The following is a 23295-nucleotide window of genomic DNA, read 5'->3' on the forward strand; positions in this document are numbered from 1 at the left end:
GCCGCGAGGGACCGGCGACGACGACAGCGACGACGACTCGAGCTGCGGTTGGGGCCAGCACGGCACCCAGGACGCGGCCAACGGCAACCGTGCGACGGGCGTGAGTGCCTGCCTGGACAAGGACTACCTGGCCTCGAACAAGGGCTCGTCGACGGACGTCAAGACGGTGGCCCCTCCGGGCTACCAATGGGCCCAGCGCGTGGCGGGGCACCTCGGGGGGGGACCCGTCCAAGAACATCAACGCCTGCCATCTCCCCGGCAAGCAGCTGAGTGGCTCGGGTACGGATCTGAACAACCTGGCCACGTGTGCCCGCGGCGCCAACGACTGGCAAACCGGCTCCGACCAGGGCAGCAACAACATGAAGAACTACGAGAACCAGGTCGCGGAAGCCGTCAATGCCGGCGGGCAGGAAGTCATGTACTCGGTGACCGCGCACTACACTGGCAACCGCACGGTGCCCAACGGCTTCACGCTGACGGCGTACGGAACGAACCCGGACGGCACGCCAGGGATCCGTATCGACGAGTTCATACCGAAACCCTGAAGGGGAACAACCTCGGGATGTACAACCATCACACGACCGGCGACCCCGTTCCCACCGGGTCCATGCCGTGACGCGGCGACTCAGAGGGAGTGGTGACTGAGATGGACGCACTGGAGACCCTTCGGCAGCTGATGCCGCCCACGGCCGTGAGCGACACGTCGGTCGACTGGGGCCGGATGAGCGAGTCGTGGGGCAAGGAGTTCCCGTCCGACTTCCGGCGCTTCGTCGAGCTGTACGGAGCGGGGTCGATCGAGAGCTGCGTGAGCGTACTCAAGCCCGAATCCAAGGGGGCCGAAGCCGGCCAGGACGACATGCTCATGGAGACGGTGAACGCCGAGCAGGCTTGGGCGAGGGAACCGAAGTCGCCCGAGCTGGTGGACACGGCCCCCGAGTTGATCGCATGGGGACTCGATTCCAGCTCCGACATCCTGTGCTGGGATGCCTCGGGCGACGACCCCGAGGCATGGCCCGTCCTGGTTCGCAGCAGGGACGACAACCTGTGGAGCCGATACGACTGCGGGATGACGGAGTTCCTCGTGCGCCTGCTGCGAGCCGACTTCGCCGAATGTCCCCTGAGCGACGTGTCGCTCTGGGGCAAGCACCCGGTGGTCTTCCTGAACCAGCGCGAGTACCAACGCCTGTTGAAGTCGGGCCTGGACCCATGGACCGGCGAGCCGGATCCGTACGCCGGAATGTTCGGCTGACCGAGTAGCGAGGCTTCTGACGCCGTGCGCCCGTGTTCTCCACACGAGGCGCACGGGTCAGGGGCCTCGCCCGTCAACGGCGGCTGCCGGGAGCGCCACGGCCTCGCGCAGGACGGCCGGCCACGGCCCACCGGCGAGGAGCGGCGCAGCGATCGCCGCGACGTAGGCGTCGCCGGCTCCCGTCGGGATTCCCTCCCGACGGTTCGGGCACGCGCCATTAGTGACCTGAGTCAGAGATTCGTCGGCCGTAGGTGGCGGCTTTGCCGAGGATCTCGTCAGCGGTCTTGGTCCAGACGAAGGGCCGGGGGTTGTCGTTCCAGTCGGCGAGCCAACTACGGATGTCTCGTTCGAGGGCTTGGACGGAGCGGTGGACACCTCGCTTGAGTTTCTTCTGTGTGAGCTCGGCGAACCACCGCTCCACCAGATTCAGCCAGGACGAACTCGTCGGTGTGAAGTGCAGGTGGAAGTGCGGATGTGCCAGAAGCCACTTCTTGATGACGGGTGTCTTGTGGGTGACGTAGTTGTGGAGGATGAGGTGCACGTCGAGGTCGGCAGGGACTTCCTTGTCGAGCTGGCGTCGCCGACTTCGAGGCGCACCGCGAGGGCTTCCTCGGCGCCGCCTGGACGGGCTCACGGACGGCGAGTGGCTGGACATCGAAGTGGGCGAGCGGCGAGAACTTCGCCGCGTCCCGGGCCAAGGGGCTGAACCTGCCCGGGATCGCGGCGTTCTTCGGGACCATCGACACCGTACTGGCCCGACGGCGCCCTGAGGTCGGGCGCCGCCGGCGCAGGGCCTACAACCCTTCCTGGACGTCCTGGTCGACCGGGAACTCCTCGAACTGCGTGGCGGGTGCGTCGCTCGCCACGACCCCGTCCGTCGCGAGGGTCACGGGGGGCAGGGACTCGGCCTCCGGCACGACAACCTCGCTTTCCAGCCCCGCCTGGCCCTTCAGCCCGCGGAAGTTCTCCTCCACCACACCGCCGAGCGCGGCACACCAGGTGCTCAGGTCCACCCGCCCGGTGACCCGGAGCCCGTGCAGGGCCTGCAGCTTGGCGACCGCGACCCACGTCGCCCGGTCGAAGGTGCCGGTCGCCTTCACGGCGTACAGCTTGGTCGCCAGGATCGACTGGATGCCGAGTACCGCAGACCCGGTGGCACCCATGCCGATCTCCGGGGCCAGCGCCTCCCAGGTCTGCCCGGTCATCGTGCCGTCCGAGGCGGTGGGGAAGCCGTGCGCCGTCTGGAAGGCGCGCACCGCTGCCAGCGTGGCTGGGCCGAAGGCCCCGTCCGCAACGAGGTTGAAGCCCTGAGTGTTCAGCAGGTGCTGCAGCGTACGGACCGTGGCGCCCGCGCAGGAGGTGAACGTGTCGGGCCAGGTGCGGGCCGGGATGGTGCTCGGGTCCTGGCCGAGGCGCTTGGCGACGTGCAGGCGCAGCAGCGGGAAGGTGGAGTAGAACTTCGCACCGGGGCACTGGGTGTTGTTCCAGTCCCAGTGGCCGGTGATGTTCTGGGCGCCGAAGCCATACTGGGTGCAGATGGTGGTGGAGAGCTGAACCAGCGACCACCACAGCTTGCCGGTGGGCAGCTCGTCAATGTAGGTGCCTTCGTTCTCGATACCGATCGACTGGGTGTTCTGGCCGACGGCGTGCGCGCTGACGATCTGGTATCCGCCGTCCTCAAGCGCGTCCAGGCTGCCGTGCCGGCCTTCCAGCACATGGCCGCCGCGGCTGATGCTGAAGTGGTTTCCGGTGTCCGACCAGCCGTTCTTGTCCATGTGGATGTACTGGACCCGCTCGGCGCAGGCGATGGCCGCCTCCATGGAGAAGTCCATGGTGTTCGGGAACGCCATGTGGTGCACCACGATCCGCCGGGTGGAGCCCGTACGGGTCGACAGCTCCCCGGCGGGCGGCCGGGCACCCCACTCGTCGCAGCTCATGATGTACGCGGTGTCCGACAGGTCGGCCGGAGCGGCGGCCGAGGCACCGCTCGCACCGGCCAGCTGGCCAGCCCCGAGACCGGCGACGGCGGCTGCGCCGGCGCCGGCCCGCAGGGCATTGCGCCGGGATATGTACACGGGCTCGAAGGACATGAGGCGTTCCTCTCCAGGGCTGTCCGGGGTCTCTCGCCGCTACGCCACGCTGCTCCGTGTACGCCAGCAGGCAGCCTTCCTTCTAACCCGTTGACTGCCCCAATGTCCAGGGTTTTCAGGATCGTTGACTATCTACACCAAGTCCTGACACCGCAGTTCGGTCTCGTCCACGGAAGACGTACGGGACCGGGCTGCTCACCAAGGTGCCCGCCACGAACCAGATTGGGGGCGCAGTCGGCGACGGCTTTCGCCATGGGATACCAAGATCCGGGCCATTCCCGGACCAACTTCCCCATGTGCTCCGTCAACGGAGCCATACTCCCTGGTCAAGCAAGGCGCGGACGTGGTACCACCAGCAGACGAAGAACCTCCTGGTGTCGTACTCGCCGAAGAAGCTGGGCTTCTTCTAGCCACAGAAAAAGGGCGCCTGACCAGGGTATTTACCAGTCAGGCGCCCTTCGAGGCACGCGTCTAGGCAGTGAGTCGAAATGGGTGCAGTTCGATTCGAGTGAAGATCGGGATCAGGCCGTGAGGTCGAATGTTGCCTGGTCGGGTGTGGGGTAGAGGCGTTCGTGCTCGCGGGCGGCGTGGAAGGCCCAGTAGGCGTCGAGGTCGCCGTTGCTGGTGACGGCGCGGAGTTGGAGGAGGGCTTCGGCTCCGCGCAGGCCCCAGCGGGCGCCGGTGATGTCGAGGCGGTCTGCGACGAGGTGACGGCAGGCGCCCTCAATCGCTCCCGTGGCGATGGGCCAGCCTGCTTCCAGCGCGGTGTCGTAGCGGAGCTGGTCGAGGTGGCCGGTGAGATAGCGGTGGCATGCGGTGACGGCCTCGCTGCGTGAGCGCGGGAGGTTCTCCCGGTCGGCCTGGGCGAGGATGCCGTCAGCGACGCGGGCGGCGTGACCTGCGAGGATCGCGGTGAGACGGTCGGCGGTCCAGGCTTCGGCCTCGCGGCTGCCGGGCTTGTGGAACGTGTGAGCGGCCGCCCACACGTATTCGGCAACATGCACGAAGTCGAGCAGTATGTGCACGGGGATCTGGTGCTGTTCGGCCTCGGTGTGGATCAGGTCGAGCTGGTGATGGGCTCCGTCGACCAGCACGATCCAGGGCCGCTGATGGTGCGGGTCGCGTGCCTGGGCCTGGGCGAAAGCTTCGGCGACAACCTGCTCGGGCGGGCGGACCAGGGATGCGGTCAGCCACTTGTTCTCCGCTTTCGGCCCCGGGCGGTGGGTGCGTTCTCCACTGCGGCCTTCGGGCGGGCCAATCACGTCGTGGGGACGGCGTGGGGCGGGGCGGGTGTCGAACGCGCAGGCGACGGTGGCCATCCGCTTGCGGTTGGGTTTCTCACCCGGTGCGAGACGGCCCCGCCGTCCCTGGGCCGCGGCTTTGAGGGCCGCGCGACGGGTGGCCTCGCGGAGCGCATCGGGCCGCATGACCACGCCCTTTCCGTCGACCTGGATCACCAGGGGCATGTCCACACTGCACGGCAGCGGAATCCTCGCCCGGTAGAACGCGTCGACGTCGACAGCAGCTTCGGTGACGAGTTCTTCCAGGCGGCGTTTGCCCAGGACCTTCCCGCAGCGTCGCTCGACCGCCGCCTGGGCCTGGTCGTAGGAGCCGCGGACGGCTTCGGTAACGGCGAGGCTCGCAGTCCCATGGAGTGCCGGCCCGCGGGCAGGGACAGCGTCTCGTCGGCGGGGTGGATGTTGGACACGCCCGGTCCCCGGTGCGCGACGCGAGTAACCCTCACCAGCCCGAACAGGCAGGCCAGCCGACGGGAATGTCTCGCCTCCCGCCAGGGCCGCGGTATGCCGTCCGGACCGACGGGGCGGGGACGGCCCGCGTTCCGGGTCTGTTCCTCCTCCCGCAGGGCCCGCAGGTCGAGGTGGTCCTGCAGCAGCAGCCGCATCAGCTCCCGCCCGGCCGTCTCGAGTTGTTCCTCCAGCTCGGCGTGGGTCCAACCGGCGGCCGGGCTGCCCGACAGAGTGCGTGTCAGCGTCTCGAAGGCGTCGACCGAACGGGCAAACGGGTCAGCGGCAGCGCCGGTGTCGTACTGTTCCATCCCAGGGCTCTTCTCTCCTGGTTCGGTTTGGTTGACACCTCCGAATGTAGGAAGAAGAGTCCTGTTTCTACGGGGAGTTGGACGAATCCAGCCTCCGGCGGTGGGACGAGGTGAACAAGCCGGGTGCGTCCTCGTCCAGCCAGCCTCGTTCCACCAGCCGTTTCAGCTTCGCCCGGGTCCCCTCGATCTTCCCCGACTGCACCGGCAGGCCGATCCGGGGAACGATCTGCTTCGCCCGCACCGGACCCGACGCATCCTGGACGACCTCCAGAAGGTCCCGGTACTCCCGCGGCAGCACACCCGCTTCCATGCCCGGCTGCCACTTCGGCACCGACAGCACCCCCACGACCCGCCGCTCGGCACCCGCATACGCCGACACCACGGCCGCACCACCAGCCCGGTCCTCCTCCGCAGCCGGCTCCGGCCCGGGCTCCGGCACCACCGGTTCCGGCCGGTTCATCTCGGCCAGCACCTCGGCCACCGTCTCCCGCGTGATCCGCAAACGCTCCAGATCCGCCTCGGCGTCCTCCAGACATGCCGTCAGCTCGGCCAGCTCCGCCCGCAGTCCGTCCGCCCGCTCCCGCGCGGCCGACTCCCGGGCCTCCAACTCCTCGAACAGCGAGCCCATCAGCCACCCCTCCTCCGTCACCACGGTAGAGACGAGCAGCTCTCCCCACAGTCCGATCAACGTTCTCCCAGTTCAGCCCTTCCCTCCAGAAGGGCCGCACCTGGCGAATATGCTATGTCCATGCCACACGTAACCGTGACGTACACCAATGCAGCCGCCTTCAGCGAGGAAGAACTCGCCCCGGAGTTGCAGTCGATGATCGTCGCCATCAGCGGCGCGCGCCTCGAGGCGTGCCGGACCCGTTTCGTCTACCCTCAGGACGAGTGGTACATCGCTGGCGGCACGGAGAAAACCCACCAGGCGATCCATATCGAGATCGCGCTGAAGGTCGGCCGTAGCGCCGAGGTCAAACGCGCGCTCAGCGAGTCCGTCCTCGCGCTCGTCCGTACACACCTTGGGCCTACCCCGCAGTTCGAGGTCCACCTTTCGGTCGAAGTACGCGACATCGACCCGGACGGGTATGTGAGCCATATCGAGCCCGTCCGGGATGTCCCCCGGGACGCCATCCCGCAGGGCAAAACGACTGACGCTTGACCATGTGTTTGGATGAGGCAGTGAGTATGACACTCGCACGGCCCTGAGCAGCCCCACACACAGCCCGATCAGCGTTCTCCCAGCTCAGGCCCTCCCTTCAGCAGAGCCGCACCCAGCCGAAATGCACCCTTGCTCCCAATACCTCCCAGTGCTATCCCACCTGTGACCAGCTGTTCCGGGCCATACACGGGCCAAGCCCCGGTCACATGCCCTGCTCGTCATCCATCGGCCCCTCCCAACGCTGCATCGACTGCTCTATAAGTCTGTTGGCGTGGTTCCGCGCCTCGGCCAGGAACTTCGCGTAGTAGCGGAAGAGGACCTGGATGCTCTGTCCGGCCCTACGCGCGCACTCTGCGGGGTCGACGCCGGATGCAAGCCAGAACGAGATTCCTGCGTGGCGCAGGGCAACGACAATCCGTACTCCGAGGCGAACTTCAAGACCCTGAAGTACTGCCCGGTCTTCCCTGGCCGGTTCGGCTCACTGGCCGACGCCCGCGCCTTCTGCCAGCGGTTCTTCACCTACTACAACACCATCCACCGGCACTCCGGCATCGGACTGCACACCCCCGCCTCCGTCCACGACGGCACAGCGAAGGACATCCGGGCCCAGCCAACCGCGGTGCTGGCCGACGCCTACGCCACCAACCCCCACCGATTCCGCCGGCCCCCGACCCCACCCCGCCTGCCCAAGACGGCCTGGATCAACGAACCCGCGAAGGAGAAACACCAGGAAGAACACGCAGCCTGACGTGTCTCACGAGATTTGACAGGCTCCGCCCGTAGACGCAACCTCTGGTGCAACAGATGGTGCCGCCATTCGGGCAGCGGTGAGGTGCCCAGCGGTCCGTGTCAATCGCTGAATCGTTCGACCGAAGCGTCCGGGTCAGGGACGGCATGTGACGTGCAGGCGAGCCGCGGCGTTGTTGGCGTACCCCCTGGGGTTCCAGACGGTCGCCGGGGACTCAGGCTGCACAGCCGCCGTGGAGTCCCAGGCGCGGGCGATGAGCTCGGCCTCGCCCGGGGGCAGGGTAAGCGTGGCGCGCCAGTGCTGCCACGTCCAGGGGTTCTCCGGCGGGTCCAGGTCGGCGTGGGCCCAGGTGACGCCGTGGTCGGCGGAGACATCCACGCGTTTAACTATTCTATCGTCCCCGGCGAACGCGAAGCCGGCAACCTCGGTCGGTCCGGACGGCAGCTGGGCGTCCTTGCCGGGCTGCAGGATGGCGCAGTGGATGGCGATCGGGCCGAGGGTGATGCCGTCTGCCTGCTTGGCCTGGTGAGGGTCGGCTTCGGCGGGCAGGATGCTGTATTCGATCTGGAAGTAGTTGTCGGACGGTTCGGCCTGAACGCTAATGTGCTTGAGCCACTTGACGCTGCGGGCGCCGATCCACCCGGGGACGACCACGCGCAGCGGCGCGCCGTGCGCGGTGGGCAGTGCCTGATCGTTCATGGCCCAGGCCAGCAGCACCTCGCTGGATGTTGCCTTCGCCACCGGTATCGAGCCGCCGAAGGGCTGCGGTGGTTCGGCCTGCTGTGACACGTCGGCACCGGTGAAGGCGATGTGGGCCGCCTCCGGCTGCACTCCGGCCTCGGCCAGCACATCCGCCAGGCTTACCCCGCTCCAGTACGCGGTGGAGATGGCTCCGGGGCCCCAGGCGACCTGGCCGGGTATGTCGCGGACCTCGATGAGGTCCGCGCGTCGGTTGCCCGCGCATTGCAGTGTTGCCACCACGCTCCGCTCGGGGAAGCGGCGCCGCAGTTCGTCCATCGACAGCTCAAGTGGGCGATCGACCAGACCGTCCACTCGCAGCCGCCAGTTCTCCGGGTCGATGCGCGGGATCGGCGCGTGGTTGCGGCCGTAGAAGCTGTCCAGAGGGGTGATCTGACTTGCGAGGGCGCCGGGAGGCGATTCGGCGTTGTACGGCTCGGCCTGGTGTACGAGCACATTGTTCGATTTGCCCCATATAGCCATATAGCTACTGTTCATCATGTCTGATGCTTACGCCAAGTCGACCGCGAGGGGGCGCAGGCTGGTGGCGGATGGCTAGTTGCTCTGTCCACAGAGGCTGGTGACAGTGATCACGACTGGGTGATCTTGAATGAGTGAGGGCCTTCCGGGTCCGGTGTGGATTGCGACATCTCTCGCCTGTCCGTGGCGCGATCTGGGTGGGCGTTCACCAGGTGTCAGCTCCTGGACGACTTCGGCGTCGGCGATGGCCGCGGGTGATCGGCCTCGAAGCGCAGTCTGTTGGTGAGGCCGTTGGCGCCGGTCGGGATGAACGGCAACGCTCATGATGTCTCCGCTTCAGTGAGAGGTGACCGCTACATTCCAGCTTCGGTGAGCACGCGGAGACCTGCACGCTCTCCGCGACAGGAGATCCCTTCAGCATGGCCCTACCACGAGCACCTGCGCCGACGCCGTACCGAGGAGTCTGGGGTCCCGGTCAAGCACCTCTTCGAGGAGATCCGTGCTCTCGGCTACACCCGCAGTCTCAACCTCCTGCACAAGTACCTCAACCAGGGCCGCCATGAGAGCGACCGGATCATGCCCTCCCCGCGCCGCCTCACCTCCTGGATCACGACCCGGCCCGGGAACCGTCCGACAAGCGGCATGAGCATCTGGTGAACTCATCGCGGCCTGCGCCGAGATGACCGCCCTGGCCCGGCTCGTGCACGACTTCGCCCAGCTCATGGGCGAGCGCCGCGGAGGCGACCTCGACGCCTGGATCGCCGACGTCCGGAAGGCCCAGCTACCCGAGCTGGCACCCTTCCTCACCAGCCTCGAGCAAGACCACGACGCGGCCGTGGCGGGGCTCACCCTTCCGTACAACAACGGTCCGACCGAGGGTGTGAACGCCAAAGCGAAGCTGATCGCGAGGCAGATGTACAGCAGAGCGGGATTCGACCTCCTCCGTCACCGCATCCTCCTCGGCTGATTTCACTTTCCGTCACCACCCAAGTGCGTGACAAGGCCGTTCGTTTGACAGACCCAATCAAGTTCAATAGTCGAGGCGGGAGACCTGATAGTGGCTGATGTACCAGCCCTCCTCCGTACAATTCACCAGGACGCCGAGGTTGACGCTGAGAGTGGGGCGGTCGGTCAGGGACCTGCCGATAAATTACTGATTGTTTTTGGGTCTGGTCAGTCCGATGAGGTTCGCGAGGTCCTGGGCGGTGGCTGCCGTGATCGGGGCGGACTTGATGGGGTGGCCAAGTCCTTCCAGGACCGGGGTGATCTCGTGGGTCGCGTCACCGACTGCGTTTGCCGGTGAGTTCAGCAGGGTGGTCAGTGCTCTGACCTGGGTCTTCCAGCGGTGTCGGATCACGGTGACCAGGAGCCGGTCGGACAGCGAGAGCGGGCCTCGGCGCAGGGTGCGGTGCCGGGCCCGCTTGTGGTGCAGGCTGATCGGCGGATGGTCGAGGATGTATTGCTCGGCCCCGGTCAGGAGCTGGGCGAACTCGTGGGCCTGCATCCCGGTGATCACGGGGTGGTGCAGCCAGCCGGGGGCCCGGTCGGCCGGCTGGCTGCGGTCCTCGTGACGTGGAGAGGGCGGCGGGGTCGGTGGTTCGGGGTGCAGTGTGTAGTTCCATGTGCCGTGCCACTCGTGCTCGGTCAGGGGCAGGGCGGCCACCACTTCGTCGGGAACGGTGATGCCGGTGGGGTAGGCGCCGGGGTCGAGTTCGGCGTGGACGGTCAGTCCGCTGCGGGTGCGGGTCGCTCCGATGGTGTTGACGACGACTTCGTGGCTGGTCAGTGGCCTGCCACGCCAGTTGATACTGATCTGCGAGAACAGCCGGTGTTCTATTTTGTTCCATTTTGAAGTTCCCGGCGGGAAGTGGCAGACCCTCACCTTCAGGCCGGCGTCGTACGCGAAGTCGGCAAGCTCCTTCTTCCAGGCGCGGACCCGGTAGCCGTTGGAGCCCCCAGCGTCGGCGGTGATCAACAGACGGGAGGCTGCGGGGTATCGGTGCCGCCCCTGCCCGTCCCACCAGCGGCGCAAGGTGGCCACGGCGAAGACGGCGGTGTCGCCGTCGCAGCCCACTGACACCCAGCCGGCGTCCGCCCCGATGTCGTAAATCCCGTACGGCACCGCCTTCCTGGCGCCCTTCTCGGGGAAGTCGTGGGCGCGGACCTCGACTGGTTGTCCGGCCGGGGACCACTCGCGTCCAATGACCGCGTAGTTCCCCAGGGTCTCCTTCTTTTTGGCATCCACGCTGATGACCGGATGCCCGGCCGCAAGAAACGACGCGGCCCGGTCGTTGATGTAGCGGAACTGCGCATCCCGGTCCGGGTGGCGGGCTCCCTCGATAGTCCGCGAGGTGCCCTGCAACGAGAAGCCCTCGGCTTTCAGCAGCGAGGCGACGGTGCCAAGCCCACCTTGTGCCCCTGACGGGTCAACTCCGCGGCCAGGTTGCGCGTGGACCTCACCGTCCACCGCAGCCGCGACTCCGGATCACCGCGTTGATCCGGCTCGACGAGCGCCAGCAGGGCCTGGACCAGCCCGGGATCGGCATACGCAATGCCTTCCGTCCCGCACCCCGCGTCCGGACCCGACCCTCGGGGGTCTCGCCCTGCTCCAGCTCACGTGCGCCGCGCGACACAGTGGACTCCGCCACCCCGGCCGCACCCGCCACTGTGCGGATCCCGCCGTGCCCCAGGACACGGGCCGCAGCACCCAACACCAGGCGCCGCTGCCGCTCATCCGATGCGGCAGCAGCAGACGGAACACATCCCCCAGCCCCGCTTCGATCCCCTCCGACACACCCACACTCTACGGTCCAACTACCCTCAGAAAAAGCAGAGTTATTTATCGGCAGGTCCCTGGGCGGTCGGTGAACGAGAAGTCAACGCCAAGGTAACCGAGTACGACGTCGTCGGCCGGGCATCTGATTTCGAGAATACGGTACGTGGCTGTCATCCCAATGGGCTGGGAGTCGTAGTAAGCGGCAATGCCCGGCCTTCCGACACTGTAAGGGTGCAGTCCCTGGAAAATCGCGTCCTCGGTGAACTGGGAGGCAGCCTGCCACGGTTCGTGGCTGTCGACGGCGGCCTTCCACCGGTCGAGGACATCGCGCAGGATTGCTTCGCTGTCTAGCGTGCGGTTCATCAGGGTTCTCCTGCTGATGGAATCGGAGCTCAGAACTGCTGGGTCCGGTGAGTCACGGCGGGTGCGAGGCCAACTGCTCGATGTGTCAGAAAGCGATGTCGAGGGCCGTGCTGATGCCGCAGTCTGCTTGCTCCCTGCTGGTCAGCGGGACATCCCGGTCTCGTGTCGCGAGCGGTGTCCTGCGCGTCAGTGGCCGGCACTCACTCCGCCGTCGACGTGGAGGATCTCGCCAGTGACAAACGGCGCGTTCTCCAGGTAGATCACGGCGTCGGTAATGTCGCTCTGCTCGCCCATCCGGCCGACCGGCTGCAGGGCCGCCAGGGCGTCATGGGTCTCCTCGGGGTGCATAGAGGTCTTGATGGTGCCCGGTGAGACGGCGTTGACCCGAATGCCGCGCATGGCGTACTCGATGGCGAGGGACTTGGTGGCGGACTGCAGGCCGCCCTTGGTCAGCGAGGCCAGCACGGAGGGGACTCGGGAGTCGGCGTTGTCGACCAGGCTGGTGGTGACGTTGACGATGTGGCCGCCGCCCTGGGCGAGCATCTGCGCGACGGCCAGCTGGGTAATGCGAAAGAAGCCGGTGAGGTTCACACCGGTCACGGCGGCGTAGTCGTCCTGGGTGTAGTCGGTGAACGGCTTGGCAACGAAGACGCCCGCGTTGTTGACCAGGGTGTCGACACGGCCGAACTGCTCGACGCCAGCAGCGATGACACGTTCGGCGGTTGCGGGTTCGGCGATGTCGCCCTGGACGGTCAGGACGCCCACACGGTTGGACGGGGCGATGGTGCGCGAGGTGGCGACGACGGCGTAGCCGAGCTTGTGATAGGCGTCGACGAGGCCGGCGCCGATGCCCTGCGAGGCGCCGGTGATGACTGCGACCTTCCGGCCCTGAGTGCTCATGATGACCTTCTCCGAGATGGGGTGGGTGCGATCCCTCGCGCCCATGACAGTAGGTTCACCTGCTCGGTAATGCCTTACGACAGTCACCCTGAGCCGGATCTCTCACCCCATGTCAGCAACACGGCCACCACAACCACCTCAGCGACCAGGTCAAACAGCCCGAGCCTGGCTAGCCTCACCGCTGATATCACCGCCACTGACACGGAACCGAGAGATCGCACCCAAGCGGCCGACCCCGACCACCGACCGGCAGAGTGACGCACATCAGATCGCACAGGTCGGGATTTGTTATCGAATCGGCCCTTTGCCTTCGCCCCGTCGAACGACACCGGCTGGACCGCGCTGCTCGGGGAGGCGCGCGGCGGCCCCGACGTCTCCCCGTACGCGGCCCCAGCACGTGCGTCGAGCCTGGCCGGTCTGCCGCCGCTGTTCATCGACGTCGGCTCCGCCGAGACGTTCCGCGACGAGGTGGTCGCGTACGCGTCCCGCTTCTGGCTCGCCGGCGGCGACGCGGAGCTGCACGTGTGGCCGGGCGGATTCCATGGCTTCGACGCCATGGTGCCGGGCGCGGCACTGTCCCAAGCCGCCCGCGCGGCCCGGCTGCGCTGGCTGCGCCGGGTTCTGTAGACGTGCTCCGGTCCAGCCCGACTGCCGCTGCCTTCGGGCACCACGCGAAACCGCTTGAGCGCCTCCGGCTACGATTTCCGAACCAGTGGACACACACCCAGAAGATTGGCCTCATGAACGAACCACGCTGGCTCGACGTGCGTGAGGCGGCTGTCTGGAAGAAGTACCGGGACCTGCAGCGCCAGCTTCAAAGCGCCCTGGACCGGCAGCTCGCCCGCGACTCCGTGTTGTCCGGAGCCGACTACGCGGTGCTCGTCCCCCTGTCCGAGTCGCCGGGCGACGTCCTACGGGCCCGGGAGCTCCAGGTCGAGCTGGGCTGGGAACGGAGTCGGCTGTCGCATCAGATCAGCCGCATGGAGACGCGCGGCATGGTCGCCCGCGAGCCGTGCGAGGACGACGCACGCGGCTCGATGGTGCGCATGACCGCCCAGGGCCGGGCCGCGAGGGCGGCGAGCCCACCGTTGGCGCGATCGAAACGCTGGGCGTCCCGGCGCGGTTCGTCGCCACCGACGTCACCCGCCGCGCCGACGCCGACGCCCTGGTGGACGCCGCAGGCGAGTTCGGCGGAGTCGACGTAATGGTGTGCAACGCCGGAATCACGCTCGGCGCGGACGGGGCCGACGTCGCCGAGGCCGACTACCGCCGCTTGATGGCGGTCAACCTCGACGGTGTCCTGTTCGGCGCCCAAGCCGCGGCACGGCAGATGAAGGACCGGGCCACGCCCGGCAGCATCGTGCTGATGGCCAGCATGGGCGGACTGGTCGGCGCCGGATTCACCGTCGCCTACTCGACCAGCAAGGGCGGGGTGATCCTGATGGCCAAGTCCCTCGCCGACGCCTTGGGGCCCGACGGCATCCGGGTCAACGCCGTGTGCCCCGGCACCATCGACACCCATCTCCTGCGGTCCACACCCGACATCGCGCAGGCCGCGGACGGGTTCCGGCAGCGGACTCCGCTACGGCGCCTGGGGCAGCCGTCCGAGATCGGTGACGCCGTGGCGTACCTCGGATCGGAGCTGTCGGGCTATGTAACCGGGGAACCGCGCTCGTCGTCGACGGCGGCCTGACCTCGGTGATCTGACGCCTTTTCAAGACCCGTGCGAGCCGAAACGACCGACCGCACCATCCACGAAGGAATCCCATGAGCGAGAACAATCCGAGCGAGGCCGCCAAGGCAATCGTCCGTCGCAACACCGAGGAGGTACAGGGCGGCGGGGACTTCGCCCTTTTCGACGAACTGTTCGCCGACGACTTCCTCGACCACACACCGCAGCCGGGACGTACGGCCGACAAGGCGGGCGCACGCCAGCTGTACCAGGTGCTCCGCGAGGCCTTTCCCGACTTCCACGCCGTCATCCACTGGCAGTCCGCCGACGGCGACCTCGTCACCACGTACAAGACGTATCACGGCACCCACAAGGGCGAGTTCTTCGGCATCGCGCCCACCGGCAAGCAGATCAGCTTCGAAACCGTGGACGCCATGAGGGTACGCGACGGGAAGATCACCGAGCACTGGGGCGTCGCGAACCTGTTCTCGCTGATGCAGCAGCTCGGCGCGCTGCCGGCTGCCGTATAGGCCCTCGACCTCTCTGTACGAGAATTCGGCCCGGCAGACCCCCACGGTGGCCGCCGATCGGCGGCCTGATGTGCGGCCGGGCCGAAAACTCAAGCCTGGCGGCGCACCTGACACGAGACAGACCGGTCCCGCCGACGCGCCCCAGGAAGAACACCCCGACGAGCGAGCGAGCGACCACACCCGTGGCCGACACACGCCCTGGTTGTGGCCACACGCCCTCAAACACGTGAGATGGAGCGCACCAATGTCCCCCACCGCGCGGATGACCACCCACGACGCCATGACCACCATGAACGTCCCCGCCAGATTCGACGTCACCCACTGGCCGATCAACGTCGAGAAATACCTTGCACGGACAGAGAAGCCGCTCCACCGAGCCATCCTGAAGAACTACCTCCGGCACCTGCTCCTCGAAGTCTCCGGATACTGGGACCAGAGGCGCTGTCACGTTGGCTGACAGGGTGGGAGGATCCTCGGGCTGATCACGGTGGAGGGGGTCGTCCGTGGAGGGCATGTCGCCGTCGTACAAGGGGCACCGGTATCCGGTCGAGGTGATCTCGCACTGCGTGTGGCTGTACTTCCGGTTCCCGCTCAGTTTCCGTGAGGTCGAGGAGCTGATGCTGGAGCGCGGCGTGATCGTCTCGTACGAGACGGTCCGCCGCTGGTGCCTGAAGTTCGGTCAGCAGTACGCCAACGGACTGCACCGCCGACGGCCCCAGCCCGGCGACAAGTGGCATCTGGACGAGGTCTTCATCAAGATCAACGGTGAGCAGAGGTACCTGTGACGGGCTGTCGACCAGGACGACAACGTGCTGGACATCCTGGTGCAGAGCCGCCGGGACACGGCTGCGGCCAGGCGCTTCTTCCGCACGCTGCTGACGAAGACGGGCGGGGTGCCGCGGGTGATCGTCACGGACAAGCTCCGCTCCTACGGCGCGGCCCACCGCGAGGTCATGCCCTCCGTCGAGCACCGTTCCCACAAGGGCCTGAACAACCGGGCGAGAACAGTCATCAGCCCACCCGGCAACGCGAACGGGCGATGAAAGGCTTCCGCAGCGTGGGCGCCGCGCAGCGGTTCCTGTCCGCGTTCAGCGGCATCTCACCCCACTTCCGGCCCCGCCGCCACCTGATGACCAGCACCCAACACCGCGCCGAAATGACCGTCCGCTTCACCATCTGGGAGCAGATCACCGGCGTCACCGGCCGGCCTGCCGCGGCCTGAGCCAAGGGCCGGCACCCGGCCCCACCACACCTCGACACACCGTCAGACACCCACACACCCAACAACGTGACAACGCCCTCCGGGGCCCTGCTCCATGCCCTGTGCGAGTTCGAGAAATTCTACAACTCCCACCGGCCTCACCAGGGCATCGCGAACGCCCGCCCGCTGAACCCCTTGCCGGCGCCGATCGCCGATCCGGCGCAGCTCTCGAACCTCGACACACGACGATCCGATCGCCTCGGCGGCATTCTCCCTCCCCGCTCGATTCCTCAGCGCCTCGTGGCGCACACCCGGTGTCGTCGATGATCAGCACACCGCCCGGGCCGAGACGCTCACCGACGTAAACACGGACGTCGTCGCGTAGAGCGTCCGCGTCCCAGACGCTGCTGTTCAGCAGCCGCTGGAGGCCGTCCGGAGTGTGATGTCCTGCCCATTCCGCGAGCTGCCAGCCGTTCTTACGTGCCGCCCGCCCCAGCAGACCGCGGACGTAGTCCCGCATCCGCCATCGCAGATCAGCACGAGCGAACCTGCCTGCCAACCGAGCGAACATCTACTCCAACTCAGCAGCCCAGCTAGCGACTTCGATAATCCCCTCCCTACCAGGACAACGACAACCGCCAGCTCAGGACACGAACCGCTGCTGGAGTACTAGCTAGGATGAGGGCATGTCAGACCCACCGGCGCGCCCGCGCATCATGAAAGGTGCCGGGGGCCGGATGCTGGCCACGGTCGAGCTCGACCGCGGTAGCGCCCTGCCGCTGCACCTGCAGCTGTATCGGCATCTGCGGGGACTCATCCTCGACGGCACCCTGCCGCCGGAAACCCGATTGCCCTCGACGCGGACGCTCGTCGCCGAGCTCGGCGTCTCGCGGCTGACCGTGGTCACCGCGTTCGAGCAGCTCACGGCCGAGGGGTTCCTGCGTGCACGCCAGGGGGACGGCACGTATGTGGACGCACTCTGGACGGCCGCGATGGCACCGGCGCCTGTTGCGCGCCCGCAGCTGTCCGAGCGCGGCGCAGCGACGTCGGCACGCGGTGCCAGCCTGTTCAGCGAGGCGCCGCACTCGTGGGATCCGAAAGACACCGAGTCGTTCGTCCCCAGCCAGGTCGCGGCATCCGCGTTCCCTGCCGGCGTGTGGCGGCGGCTGCTGGCGCGGCACGCAGCGCGCACCGACGCAGCCGCCATCGGGTACGGCGACCCGCACGGGTACGAGCCACTGCGCCAGGCGATCGCCGACTACCTCAACGACGTGCGGGGCCTCGGCTGCGGCGCCGAGCAGATCGTGGTGACCTCCGGGGCCCAACAGGCCTTCAATGTCCTCGCGGTGCTGCTGCTCGACCCCGCCGACACGGTGCTCGTCGAAGACCCCGGCCACATCTCCGGAAGGCTCGCGTTCCAATCGCAGGGATGCCGCGTCCAGGGCGTGCCGGTCGACGACGCGGGCGCGGTGGCGGCAGGGGGCGACCCATCGGCACGCCTCGCCTACCTCACGCCGTCCCGGCAGCATCCCCTGGGCACGGTCATGAGTCCGGCGCGGCGCGGGGAGTGGATCGCGTGGGCACAGGCGCACGGGAGTTGGATCGTCGAGGACGACTGCGACAGCGAGCTTCGCTATCATGGCACGCTGCTGCCCCCGCTGTTCGGACTCGACCAAGCGCGACACGTCATCTACGTCGGCACATTCAGCAAAGTGCTGGCGCCGTCGCTGCGACTGGGCTACGCCGTGCTGCCCCACGACCTCGTCGAGCCGTTCACGTCGGCCTGCTCGGTGATCGGTCGCACCCCCGCGACCGTGATGCAGGCGGCGCTCGCCGACTTCCTCGCCGAAGGGCACCTGCACACCCACCTCCGGCGCACGCGCCGACTGTACGCCGCCCGCCAGGACGCCCTGCTCGAACAGCTCGACACGCAGCTCGCGCATCGGCTGACGGCGAGGCCGGTCGCCGCCGGGCTCCACGTGATGGGGTGGCTCGAGGCATCCGTCAACGACATCGACTGCGCACGCGGCCTCGCCCGGCAGGGCGTCTTCACGTATCCCCTGGGTGAGTATCGCGTGCAGCGCCGGCTGCCGCCCGCACTGCTGATCGGGTTCGCCGGCACCGCAGCCGAGCACATGGCGCGTGCCGTAGCGCGGATGGCAGAGGCGTTCGAACGGCTCGAATCCGGCGGAGCTGCCGAGGCGTAGCCCGAGAGGTGGGCCCGCCGAATTGGTCCGCAGAACTGGGCTGTCAATGGCTCTAACGCACCATCCATTGCGTTGATAGGAAGAAGGGGTTGCGGCGACGCACGGTCGCGACCCGCTTTCTAAGGAGACAACGATGCCCCACCTCGATGCGCACTTCCGAACGCTCCTGAGTCCGAACCTCACCGCAGCCGAGATCGAACAGATCCCCGACCTGACGACCGAGCGCGCGCGGGTGCTGATCGACCGGATCGACCGGGTCCGGCTCTTCGGTCACGCGTACGCCCTGCTCACCAACCTCACCTACGGCGCCTACAGCCCCGACGACGTCCTCGACTTCGCCCGAGAGCACGATCTGGCCGGCGTCTGCATCCACGTCCTCGACGGAGAGGAGCGCAGCCTGAGCCGAATGAACGACGACCAGCTTCGGGCCTTCGCCGCCCGTGCCCGCGACTACGGCCTGGCCTTGCACCTCGAGATCAGCACGACCGAGCGTGAACCCGTGGACGAGGCCGTCCGGATCGCCGGCATCCTCGGCGTCCAGCACATTCGCGTCTACTCCCGTTACGAAGGGCAGCTGTCGCAGGTGCTGTCGCGCGTCGAGGACGACCTGCGCCGCCTCGGCGACCTCGCCGACACTCACGGCCTGCACTTCTCGTTCGAGCAGCACGAAGAACTGCGCTCCGGCGAGATCGCTCAGCTGCTGCGCACCGTCGGCCACCCCCGCCTGCACGCGATGTTCGACTTCGGCAACATGATCAACGCGTGCGAACGGCCGATGGACGCCCTGGCCCAGCTGGCCCCGCATATCCTGCAAGCGCACCTGAAGGGCGTGCACGTCCTTCCTGAGGGCGACGGGTTCGGCCACCGCGGCGTGCTCCAGGGCAGCCCGGAGGACGACCTGCCGGGGGCGCGGATGTTGTTCGACCTGCTCATACTCGGCGACGACGAGCCGCAGGTCATCACCTTCGCGCTCGAACAGGAGAACCTGTACTACGCGCCCGCCTTCCGCCATCACAGCGAAGGCGACGACCCCTTCATCCCCTACCGAGAACTGAGCACCACGGGCCTTCCCGAAGGATGGACGCTGCCCGACCTGCTCGCCGCCGAGCCCGGCTGGGCCGTCGACCAGGTCGTCCACGTGCGCGGGCTGCTCGCCCGGATGCGCGAACTCGCCGCAGCTCGCCTGGCCGCCGCCGACGCCCCGGCAGGCGCGCGATGACGGACACCATGATGACGACCGCGCCGGCCAAGACCGGGTTCGACAAGGCCAAATGGGCGCGCTTCGCGGTCCTCGTGATGGCGGGCGGCACCATCTACAAGCTCGCCAACATCAAGGACGTCTTCTACGTCCCGATCCAGCAGCAGATGGGGCTGAGCAACACCGAGATCGGTGCGCTACTGAGCGTGAACTCGATCGTCGCGACAGCACTGTTCGTGGTCGGAGGGTACCTGGCTGACCGGTTCTCGACCCGCATCCTGATTCCGCTCGGACTGATCGGCGCGGGCGGGCTCGGGCTCTATATGAGCACGTTCCCCGGGTACGGGCAGCTGGTGCCGATCTTCGCGGTGCTGGCCGTCTGCTCCGACTGCCTGGTCTGGCCGGCACTGCTCAAGAGCATCCGGCGCCTGGGTGGGCCGGAAGAACAGGGGCGGCTGTTCGGCTTCCTCGAGGGCGGTCGCGGCGTCGTCGACACACTGGTTGCCTTCTCGGCCCTCGGCGTCTTCGCCCTGCTCGGCTCGGGTGCCGCCGGCTTCCGTGCCGCGATCGCCTTCTACGCGATGATTGACATCGCCGTCGGCGTGCTCCTGTTCTTCCTGCTGCGTGACCAGGGCCCCGAGTCCGCCGTGGATACGCCGAAAAAGAAGCGCGTCGGCCTCAGCGAGATCCTGGATGTCGCCCGGCTGCCGCAACTGTGGTGGGTCAGTGCAACCGTGTTCATGGCGTACGTCGTGTACTGCGGTCTGACCTACTTCATCCCCTACCTCACGTACGTGTACGGACTGCCGGCCGCCCTCGCCGGCGCCTACGGCATCATCAACCAGTACGGCCTCAAGATCCTCGGCGGCCCGCTCGGCGGCGTACTCGTCGACAAGGTCTTCAAGGGGGCCAGCAGGTACCTCCGTCTCGCGTTCGTGTGCCTGATCCCCATCGCAGCGATCATCCTGCTGCTGCCGACCGGTAGGGAGAACCAGATCCCCGCGATGGCCGCCTGCCTGCTGTTCTCACTGATCATCTTCACGATGCGCGGTGTGTTCTGGGCGCCCATGGACGAGGTCGGCGTCCCCAACCAGGTCAGCGGCACCGCGTTCGGCATCGCATGCCTCGTCGGTTACGCCCCCGGGATGTTCGCCTTCCTCGTGTACGGCGCGATCCTCGATGCCAACCCGGGTGCGGCGGGGTACCACCTGGTGTTCATCCTGATGGCCGCACTCGCACTGGTGGGTGCGGGAGTCGCAAGCGGCCTGGCGCGTGTGGCTCGCGCGCATCGTACCGCCGCCGTGCGGGAGGGCTGAGCCTGCTCCGCGCGGGGAGCGACATGGTCGCTCGTCGCACCGGCCGGCCCCATACGCCGGACTGTGCTCATCTTCGGTGAGTACACGGATGTGCAGTGGGTCGGGCTCGGGTTCGTCTACCTGGGCATCGCCCAGGTCGTGGCGCTGCTGATCCGGCGGTTCGTGCCCGTCCTGGCGCGACTGTACCTGCCCGCGAGGCGTCATCGCCGGCTTCCTCATCCTCCTGCTGGGGCCGCAGGTGCTCGGGCTCACCGGCTGGAGCCTCGTCCCCGCCCAGGCGGTCGACGTCATGTCGCGGCTGCCCGGTCTCATGATCAACGTGGTGTTCGCGGGGATCATGATCGGCAAGGCGCTGCCATCGGTCAAGCAGATCTGGAACGACGCGGCGCCGCACGTGATCCTCGGCAGCGTGTTCTCGTTCGGGCAGTTCGCGCTGGGCGCGTTCGCGGTGCTGTTCATCCTCACCGTTCTTCGGCATCCCCGATGTCGCCGGATCCAGCGTGGGTGCGCCAGTAGGCTGATCGATGCGCCAGATCCCGGCCAAAGACGCGCAGCCGGCGCGACACTCCATGATGGTGCCCGGTGTTCCCGAACGCCGCAGCCACGAAGTGCTCGAGCCACGCCATCTCATGAGCCGTTAGTGTCTCCGGCGACCGACAGGGATCTCGGTCTGCGGACGAGCTCTACGGCTCGCGAACTGCTGAGAGGTCGGCCCCTGCCGGCGGGCTGGGGACATGAAAACCTGGCTGACTGCCGCCGGGCGGGGCGCGGTTTCCGTGCTGAAAAAGATCCGCGTCCGCGGGCCGGTCGCCCGGCCCCGCACACGGCCGGGCGCGGTCGCCGCTGACAAGACATCCCACTCGGATAAGCGTCAAGTTGCGGCGGTGGCTTCCGCGGACGGTCGTTGCCGAGTGAGCCGGAACTCGAGCATCGCCGCAAAGCGTTCGTCGGGATCATTCAGGTTCAGTTGCGCGATCTCTGCCGCTCGGCGAAGGCGGTATCGGAATGTGTTGGGGTGTACGTCCATGGCCGCAGATGCGTTCAGGGTGTTGCCGAGGTGGTCGAGCCATTGGGCCACGGTTTCCGCCATCGTGGTTCCGTGTTCTCGATCGTGGTGATGCAGCCGGGCGATGGGGCCGTCCAGCAGTCCGCCCTCATTGTGCAGTTGGTCACCGATCTCCAGCAAGAGTGCGTTGAGTTGGACGTCGGCGAACATCGCGACTCGGCCGGCTGGTTCCTGGCGCAGGACACGTAGGGTTCTGTCCGCATCGTGCCGCGAGCGAGCGAGGTCGGCCGGATCGGATGACGAGCCGTCGCGACCGATGCCGATCGCCGCTCCTCCAGGTCTGTCCCGTGCACGGTTGAGGAAATCGTTCGAAACCCGCTGGGCCATGGCCGTGACGTTTTCTTTTCCTTTCCGGATCGGCGCCGGCACAATCGCGTAACACACGTCGCCGACCAATGCGGCAACCGCGCCGGGTGCCGCGACCGACAGGTGAAATGCGAAGGAGCCGGTGATCCGTTCCAAGGTCTGCCGTCGCGTTTGCCCGGAGACGGCAGTGTCGGCCGAGTTCCCATTCGGAAGGGACAGGCCGAGCACCGTCACGGTCCGGTGCGCCAGTCCGAGACGCTCGATCGCGCCCGACGCCGGGGCGCCTCCCGTCAATGCGGTTGCGATGAGGTCCGCGCGAACCTGCCGGTCGATGTCTACACCGATACGGTGCCGCAGCAGGTGCAGCGCAACGACTTTCGCGGCATCGACGAGTACTTGCTCCTTCTCGTCGCTCAGGGGCCCAGGGACAGCCGCCCAGATCGAGCCGAGCACTTGGTCACCTGCTCGTACGGCTATCGCCACGCGCGGAAGACCTGGCACTCCTTCGATCTGCGGTGTGTCGATGAAGATCGGTTTCTCGCCGGCGTAGAGCCGTTTGAAGACGCCCGCTCGTTCCTGCGCGAGGCGGGCGTGCTGGGGGACGCCACGTCCGAGAATCGTCTCGATCCGTGTTTGATCAGCCTCGTTCTGGCGATCGGAGAACGCCAGAATCTGTGAGTCGCGATCTTCGATCGTGATCGGCGCGTCGAGCAGTGATCCGATCGCGTTGGCCAGGGCGAACGAGTCTTCCGCGGGCATTCCGGCCAGCAGTTCCTCGCCGCTCGCACTGCTGGAGAGCAGCGAGCGGAGCAGGACGACCAGCTGTGCCCACGTTGCTCCGCCGGCGAGGCCGAGCAGGGCCACACCGCTGCGTTCGATGCGAGCACGCAGCTCCGGCTCGAGATCCAGCGGCGCACGTACCACGAGGGCGGGAGCCTGACGTGTGACCGCACGATCGAGCAAGGCCGGCAGATCTCGGACGTCGGCGGCGGTACACAGAAGCATGGCCCCGGGGCGAACCGGTACCTGTTCCCGCGGATCGTCGACGACGACGTCGGTGATCAACGTCGTTCCGTCGACGGTCCCCGCAAGAACCTCCAGCAGGGTGCCGGCGAGGTTGCTCACGACGTTGTCGAGCCTGGCTCCAGGGCTGGTCATGATCGGCACCCTTCGTTTGCTTCCTGCTGCACCCAACCGTACGTCGTTCGTGAATCCGCACCACGCCTCGGTCGTGATT

General features: G+C 67.4%; 21 protein-coding genes and 5 pseudogenes. 16 read left to right on the forward strand and 10 right to left on the reverse strand.

The features are described from left to right. The first annotated feature begins 104 nt into the window (after nt 1-104). Together OH809_RS02710 and OH809_RS02715 are read left to right on the forward strand one after the other, a co-directional pair. Entirely contained in the window at nt 105-545 is a 441-nt protein-coding gene (locus OH809_RS02710) for a DNA/RNA non-specific endonuclease (protein WP_406425416.1), read from the forward strand. 92 nt (nt 546-637) lie between these two features. Then, the gene (locus tag OH809_RS02715; RefSeq protein WP_406424363.1) at nt 638-1249 is read left to right on the forward strand and encodes an SMI1/KNR4 family protein; all 612 of its coding nucleotides are present in this window, start codon (nt 638-640) and stop codon (nt 1247-1249) included. Nucleotides 1250-1466: 217 nt separating this feature from the next. Here OH809_RS02715 and OH809_RS02720 read toward each other — a convergent pair. The 4 genes and pseudogenes from OH809_RS02720 to OH809_RS02735 all read right to left on the reverse strand — a co-directional run. After that, nucleotides 1467-1826, reverse strand: a pseudogene (locus OH809_RS02720) (transposase); the annotation flags it as partial. Between the two features lie 217 nt (nt 1827-2043). Next, a complete protein-coding gene (locus OH809_RS02725) occupies nt 2044-3339 on the reverse strand; it encodes an N-acetylmuramoyl-L-alanine amidase (RefSeq protein WP_406424361.1) in 1296 nt (431 codons plus the stop codon). A gap of 521 nt (nt 3340-3860) precedes the next feature. Next, nucleotides 3861-5395, reverse strand: a pseudogene (locus OH809_RS02730) (ISKra4 family transposase). A 67-nt stretch (nt 5396-5462) separates the two neighbouring features. Next, on the reverse strand, nt 5463-6083 hold the full coding sequence (locus tag OH809_RS02735) for a hypothetical protein (protein WP_406424359.1): 621 nt from the start codon (nt 6081-6083) through the stop codon (nt 5463-5465). A gap of 60 nt (nt 6084-6143) precedes the next feature. On the opposite strand from OH809_RS02735, the gene OH809_RS02740 reads away from it, so the two are divergent. Together OH809_RS02740 and OH809_RS02745 are read left to right on the forward strand one after the other, a co-directional pair. Then, nucleotides 6144-6557, forward strand: a complete 414-nt coding sequence (locus tag OH809_RS02740) for a 5-carboxymethyl-2-hydroxymuconate Delta-isomerase (RefSeq protein WP_406424357.1) — start codon at nt 6144-6146, stop codon at nt 6555-6557. 394 nt (nt 6558-6951) lie between these two features. Further along, nucleotides 6952-7305, forward strand: a complete 354-nt coding sequence (locus OH809_RS02745) for an integrase core domain-containing protein (RefSeq protein ID WP_406424355.1) — start codon at nt 6952-6954, stop codon at nt 7303-7305. A 135-nt stretch (nt 7306-7440) separates the two neighbouring features. Here the strand turns inward: OH809_RS02745 and OH809_RS02750 are convergent, their stop codons facing one another. Beyond that, nucleotides 7441-8526 carry a sulfite oxidase gene (locus OH809_RS02750; protein ID WP_406424353.1) on the reverse strand — a complete coding sequence of 362 codons (1086 nt, stop codon included), beginning with the start codon at nt 8524-8526 and terminating at the stop codon, nt 7441-7443. Nucleotides 8527-8892: 366 nt separating this feature from the next. On the opposite strand from OH809_RS02750, the gene OH809_RS02755 reads away from it, so the two are divergent. Together OH809_RS02755 and OH809_RS02760 are read left to right on the forward strand one after the other, a co-directional pair. Continuing rightward, a complete protein-coding gene (locus OH809_RS02755; protein WP_406424351.1) occupies nt 8893-9180 on the forward strand; it encodes a hypothetical protein in 288 nt (95 codons plus the stop codon). A 22-nt stretch (nt 9181-9202) separates the two neighbouring features. Continuing rightward, complete coding sequence (locus tag OH809_RS02760) at nt 9203-9490, forward strand: transposase (protein WP_406424349.1); 288 nt, start codon at nt 9203-9205, stop codon at nt 9488-9490. A 183-nt stretch (nt 9491-9673) separates the two neighbouring features. Here the strand turns inward: OH809_RS02760 and OH809_RS02765 are convergent. From OH809_RS02765 to OH809_RS02775, 3 genes and pseudogenes are all read right to left on the reverse strand, one after another. Continuing rightward, nucleotides 9674-11323, reverse strand: a pseudogene (locus OH809_RS02765) (ISAzo13 family transposase). A 54-nt stretch (nt 11324-11377) separates the two neighbouring features. Continuing rightward, a pseudogene (locus tag OH809_RS02770) lies at nt 11378-11662 on the reverse strand (hypothetical protein); the annotation flags it as partial. Nucleotides 11663-11848: 186 nt separating this feature from the next. After that, nucleotides 11849-12562, reverse strand: coding sequence for an SDR family NAD(P)-dependent oxidoreductase (locus OH809_RS02775; protein ID WP_406425414.1), 714 nt, complete (start codon nt 12560-12562; stop codon nt 11849-11851). 285 nt (nt 12563-12847) lie between these two features. On the opposite strand from OH809_RS02775, the gene OH809_RS02780 reads away from it, so the two are divergent. From OH809_RS02780 to OH809_RS02805, 6 genes and pseudogenes are all read left to right on the forward strand, one after another. Then, a complete protein-coding gene (locus tag OH809_RS02780; RefSeq protein ID WP_406424347.1) occupies nt 12848-13189 on the forward strand; it encodes an alpha/beta hydrolase fold domain-containing protein in 342 nt (113 codons plus the stop codon). Nucleotides 13190-13302: 113 nt separating this feature from the next. After that, on the forward strand, nt 13303-13767 hold the full coding sequence (locus tag OH809_RS02785) for a MarR family winged helix-turn-helix transcriptional regulator (protein WP_406424345.1): 465 nt from the start codon (nt 13303-13305) through the stop codon (nt 13765-13767). Beyond that, the gene (locus OH809_RS02790; RefSeq protein WP_406516227.1) at nt 13668-14255 is read left to right on the forward strand and encodes an SDR family NAD(P)-dependent oxidoreductase; all 588 of its coding nucleotides are present in this window, start codon (nt 13668-13670) and stop codon (nt 14253-14255) included. Before OH809_RS02785 ends, OH809_RS02790 begins: the two co-directional genes overlap by 100 nt. A 74-nt stretch (nt 14256-14329) precedes the next feature. Continuing rightward, on the forward strand, nt 14330-14764 hold the full coding sequence (locus OH809_RS02795) for an ester cyclase (RefSeq protein WP_398631948.1): 435 nt from the start codon (nt 14330-14332) through the stop codon (nt 14762-14764). Between the two features lie 244 nt (nt 14765-15008). Then, nucleotides 15009-15221 carry a hypothetical protein gene (locus OH809_RS02800; protein ID WP_406424342.1) on the forward strand — a complete coding sequence of 71 codons (213 nt, stop codon included), beginning with the start codon at nt 15009-15011 and terminating at the stop codon, nt 15219-15221. 55 nt (nt 15222-15276) lie between these two features. Then, nucleotides 15277-15986 (forward strand): annotated as a pseudogene (locus tag OH809_RS02805) (IS6 family transposase). Here OH809_RS02805 and OH809_RS02810 read toward each other — a convergent pair. Next, nucleotides 15961-16536, reverse strand: a complete 576-nt coding sequence (locus tag OH809_RS02810) for a transposase (protein WP_406514826.1) — start codon at nt 16534-16536, stop codon at nt 15961-15963. The pseudogene OH809_RS02805 and the gene OH809_RS02810 sit on opposite strands and share 26 nt — an antisense overlap. A gap of 115 nt (nt 16537-16651) precedes the next feature. Here OH809_RS02810 and OH809_RS02815 point away from each other — a divergent pair, with 115 nt between their 5' ends. The 4 genes from OH809_RS02815 (at nt 16652) to OH809_RS02830 (ending at nt 21533) form a co-directional block, all read left to right on the forward strand. Further along, nucleotides 16652-18172, forward strand: coding sequence for a PLP-dependent aminotransferase family protein (locus tag OH809_RS02815; RefSeq protein WP_406424338.1), 1521 nt, complete (start codon nt 16652-16654; stop codon nt 18170-18172). A 133-nt stretch (nt 18173-18305) separates the two neighbouring features. Beyond that, a complete protein-coding gene (locus OH809_RS02820) occupies nt 18306-19391 on the forward strand; it encodes a sugar phosphate isomerase/epimerase family protein (RefSeq protein WP_406514827.1) in 1086 nt (361 codons plus the stop codon). Beyond that, nucleotides 19388-20686, forward strand: coding sequence for an MFS transporter (locus tag OH809_RS02825; RefSeq protein ID WP_406424334.1), 1299 nt, complete (start codon nt 19388-19390; stop codon nt 20684-20686). Before OH809_RS02820 ends, OH809_RS02825 begins: the two co-directional genes overlap by 4 nt. 238 nt (nt 20687-20924) lie before the next feature. After that, the gene (locus OH809_RS02830; RefSeq protein ID WP_406424332.1) at nt 20925-21533 is read left to right on the forward strand and encodes a hypothetical protein; all 609 of its coding nucleotides are present in this window, start codon (nt 20925-20927) and stop codon (nt 21531-21533) included. A gap of 24 nt (nt 21534-21557) precedes the next feature. On the opposite strand, the gene OH809_RS02835 is transcribed toward OH809_RS02830, so the two are convergent. Further along, nucleotides 21558-23216: a PucR family transcriptional regulator gene (locus OH809_RS02835; RefSeq protein WP_406424330.1), complete on the reverse strand. Its 1659-nt coding sequence runs from the start codon at nt 23214-23216 to the stop codon at nt 21558-21560. Nucleotides 23217-23295: the final 79 nt, after the last annotated feature.

This window comes from Streptomyces sp. NBC_00873 (genome assembly GCF_045207415.1).
Taxonomy (GTDB): Bacteria; Actinomycetota; Actinomycetes; order Streptomycetales; family Streptomycetaceae; genus Streptomyces.

What these genes read in the sequence shown, in the direction of transcription:
- OH809_RS02835 (WP_406424330.1), bottom strand. Translation starts at nt 23,216, where the DNA reads ATGACCAGCCCTGGAGCCAGGCTCGACAACGTCGTGAGCAACCTCGCC.
- OH809_RS02795 (WP_398631948.1), top strand. Translation starts at nt 14,330, where the DNA reads ATGAGCGAGAACAATCCGAGCGAGGCCGCCAAGGCAATCGTCCGTCGC.
- OH809_RS02775 (WP_406425414.1), bottom strand. Translation starts at nt 12,562, where the DNA reads ATGAGCACTCAGGGCCGGAAGGTCGCAGTCATCACCGGCGCCTCGCAG.
- OH809_RS02815 (WP_406424338.1), top strand. Translation starts at nt 16,652, where the DNA reads ATGTCAGACCCACCGGCGCGCCCGCGCATCATGAAAGGTGCCGGGGGC.
- OH809_RS02750 (WP_406424353.1), bottom strand. Translation starts at nt 8,526, where the DNA reads ATGGCTATATGGGGCAAATCGAACAATGTGCTCGTACACCAGGCCGAG.
- OH809_RS02800 (WP_406424342.1), top strand. Translation starts at nt 15,009, where the DNA reads ATGTCCCCCACCGCGCGGATGACCACCCACGACGCCATGACCACCATG.
- OH809_RS02740 (WP_406424357.1), top strand. Translation starts at nt 6,144, where the DNA reads ATGCCACACGTAACCGTGACGTACACCAATGCAGCCGCCTTCAGCGAG.
- OH809_RS02825 (WP_406424334.1), top strand. Translation starts at nt 19,388, where the DNA reads ATGACGGACACCATGATGACGACCGCGCCGGCCAAGACCGGGTTCGAC.
- OH809_RS02725 (WP_406424361.1), bottom strand. Translation starts at nt 3,339, where the DNA reads ATGTCCTTCGAGCCCGTGTACATATCCCGGCGCAATGCCCTGCGGGCC.
- OH809_RS02810 (WP_406514826.1), bottom strand. Translation starts at nt 16,536, where the DNA reads ATGTTCGCTCGGTTGGCAGGCAGGTTCGCTCGTGCTGATCTGCGATGG.
- OH809_RS02760 (WP_406424349.1), top strand. Translation starts at nt 9,203, where the DNA reads ATGACCGCCCTGGCCCGGCTCGTGCACGACTTCGCCCAGCTCATGGGC.
- OH809_RS02785 (WP_406424345.1), top strand. Translation starts at nt 13,303, where the DNA reads ATGAACGAACCACGCTGGCTCGACGTGCGTGAGGCGGCTGTCTGGAAG.
- OH809_RS02820 (WP_406514827.1), top strand. Translation starts at nt 18,306, where the DNA reads ATGCCCCACCTCGATGCGCACTTCCGAACGCTCCTGAGTCCGAACCTC.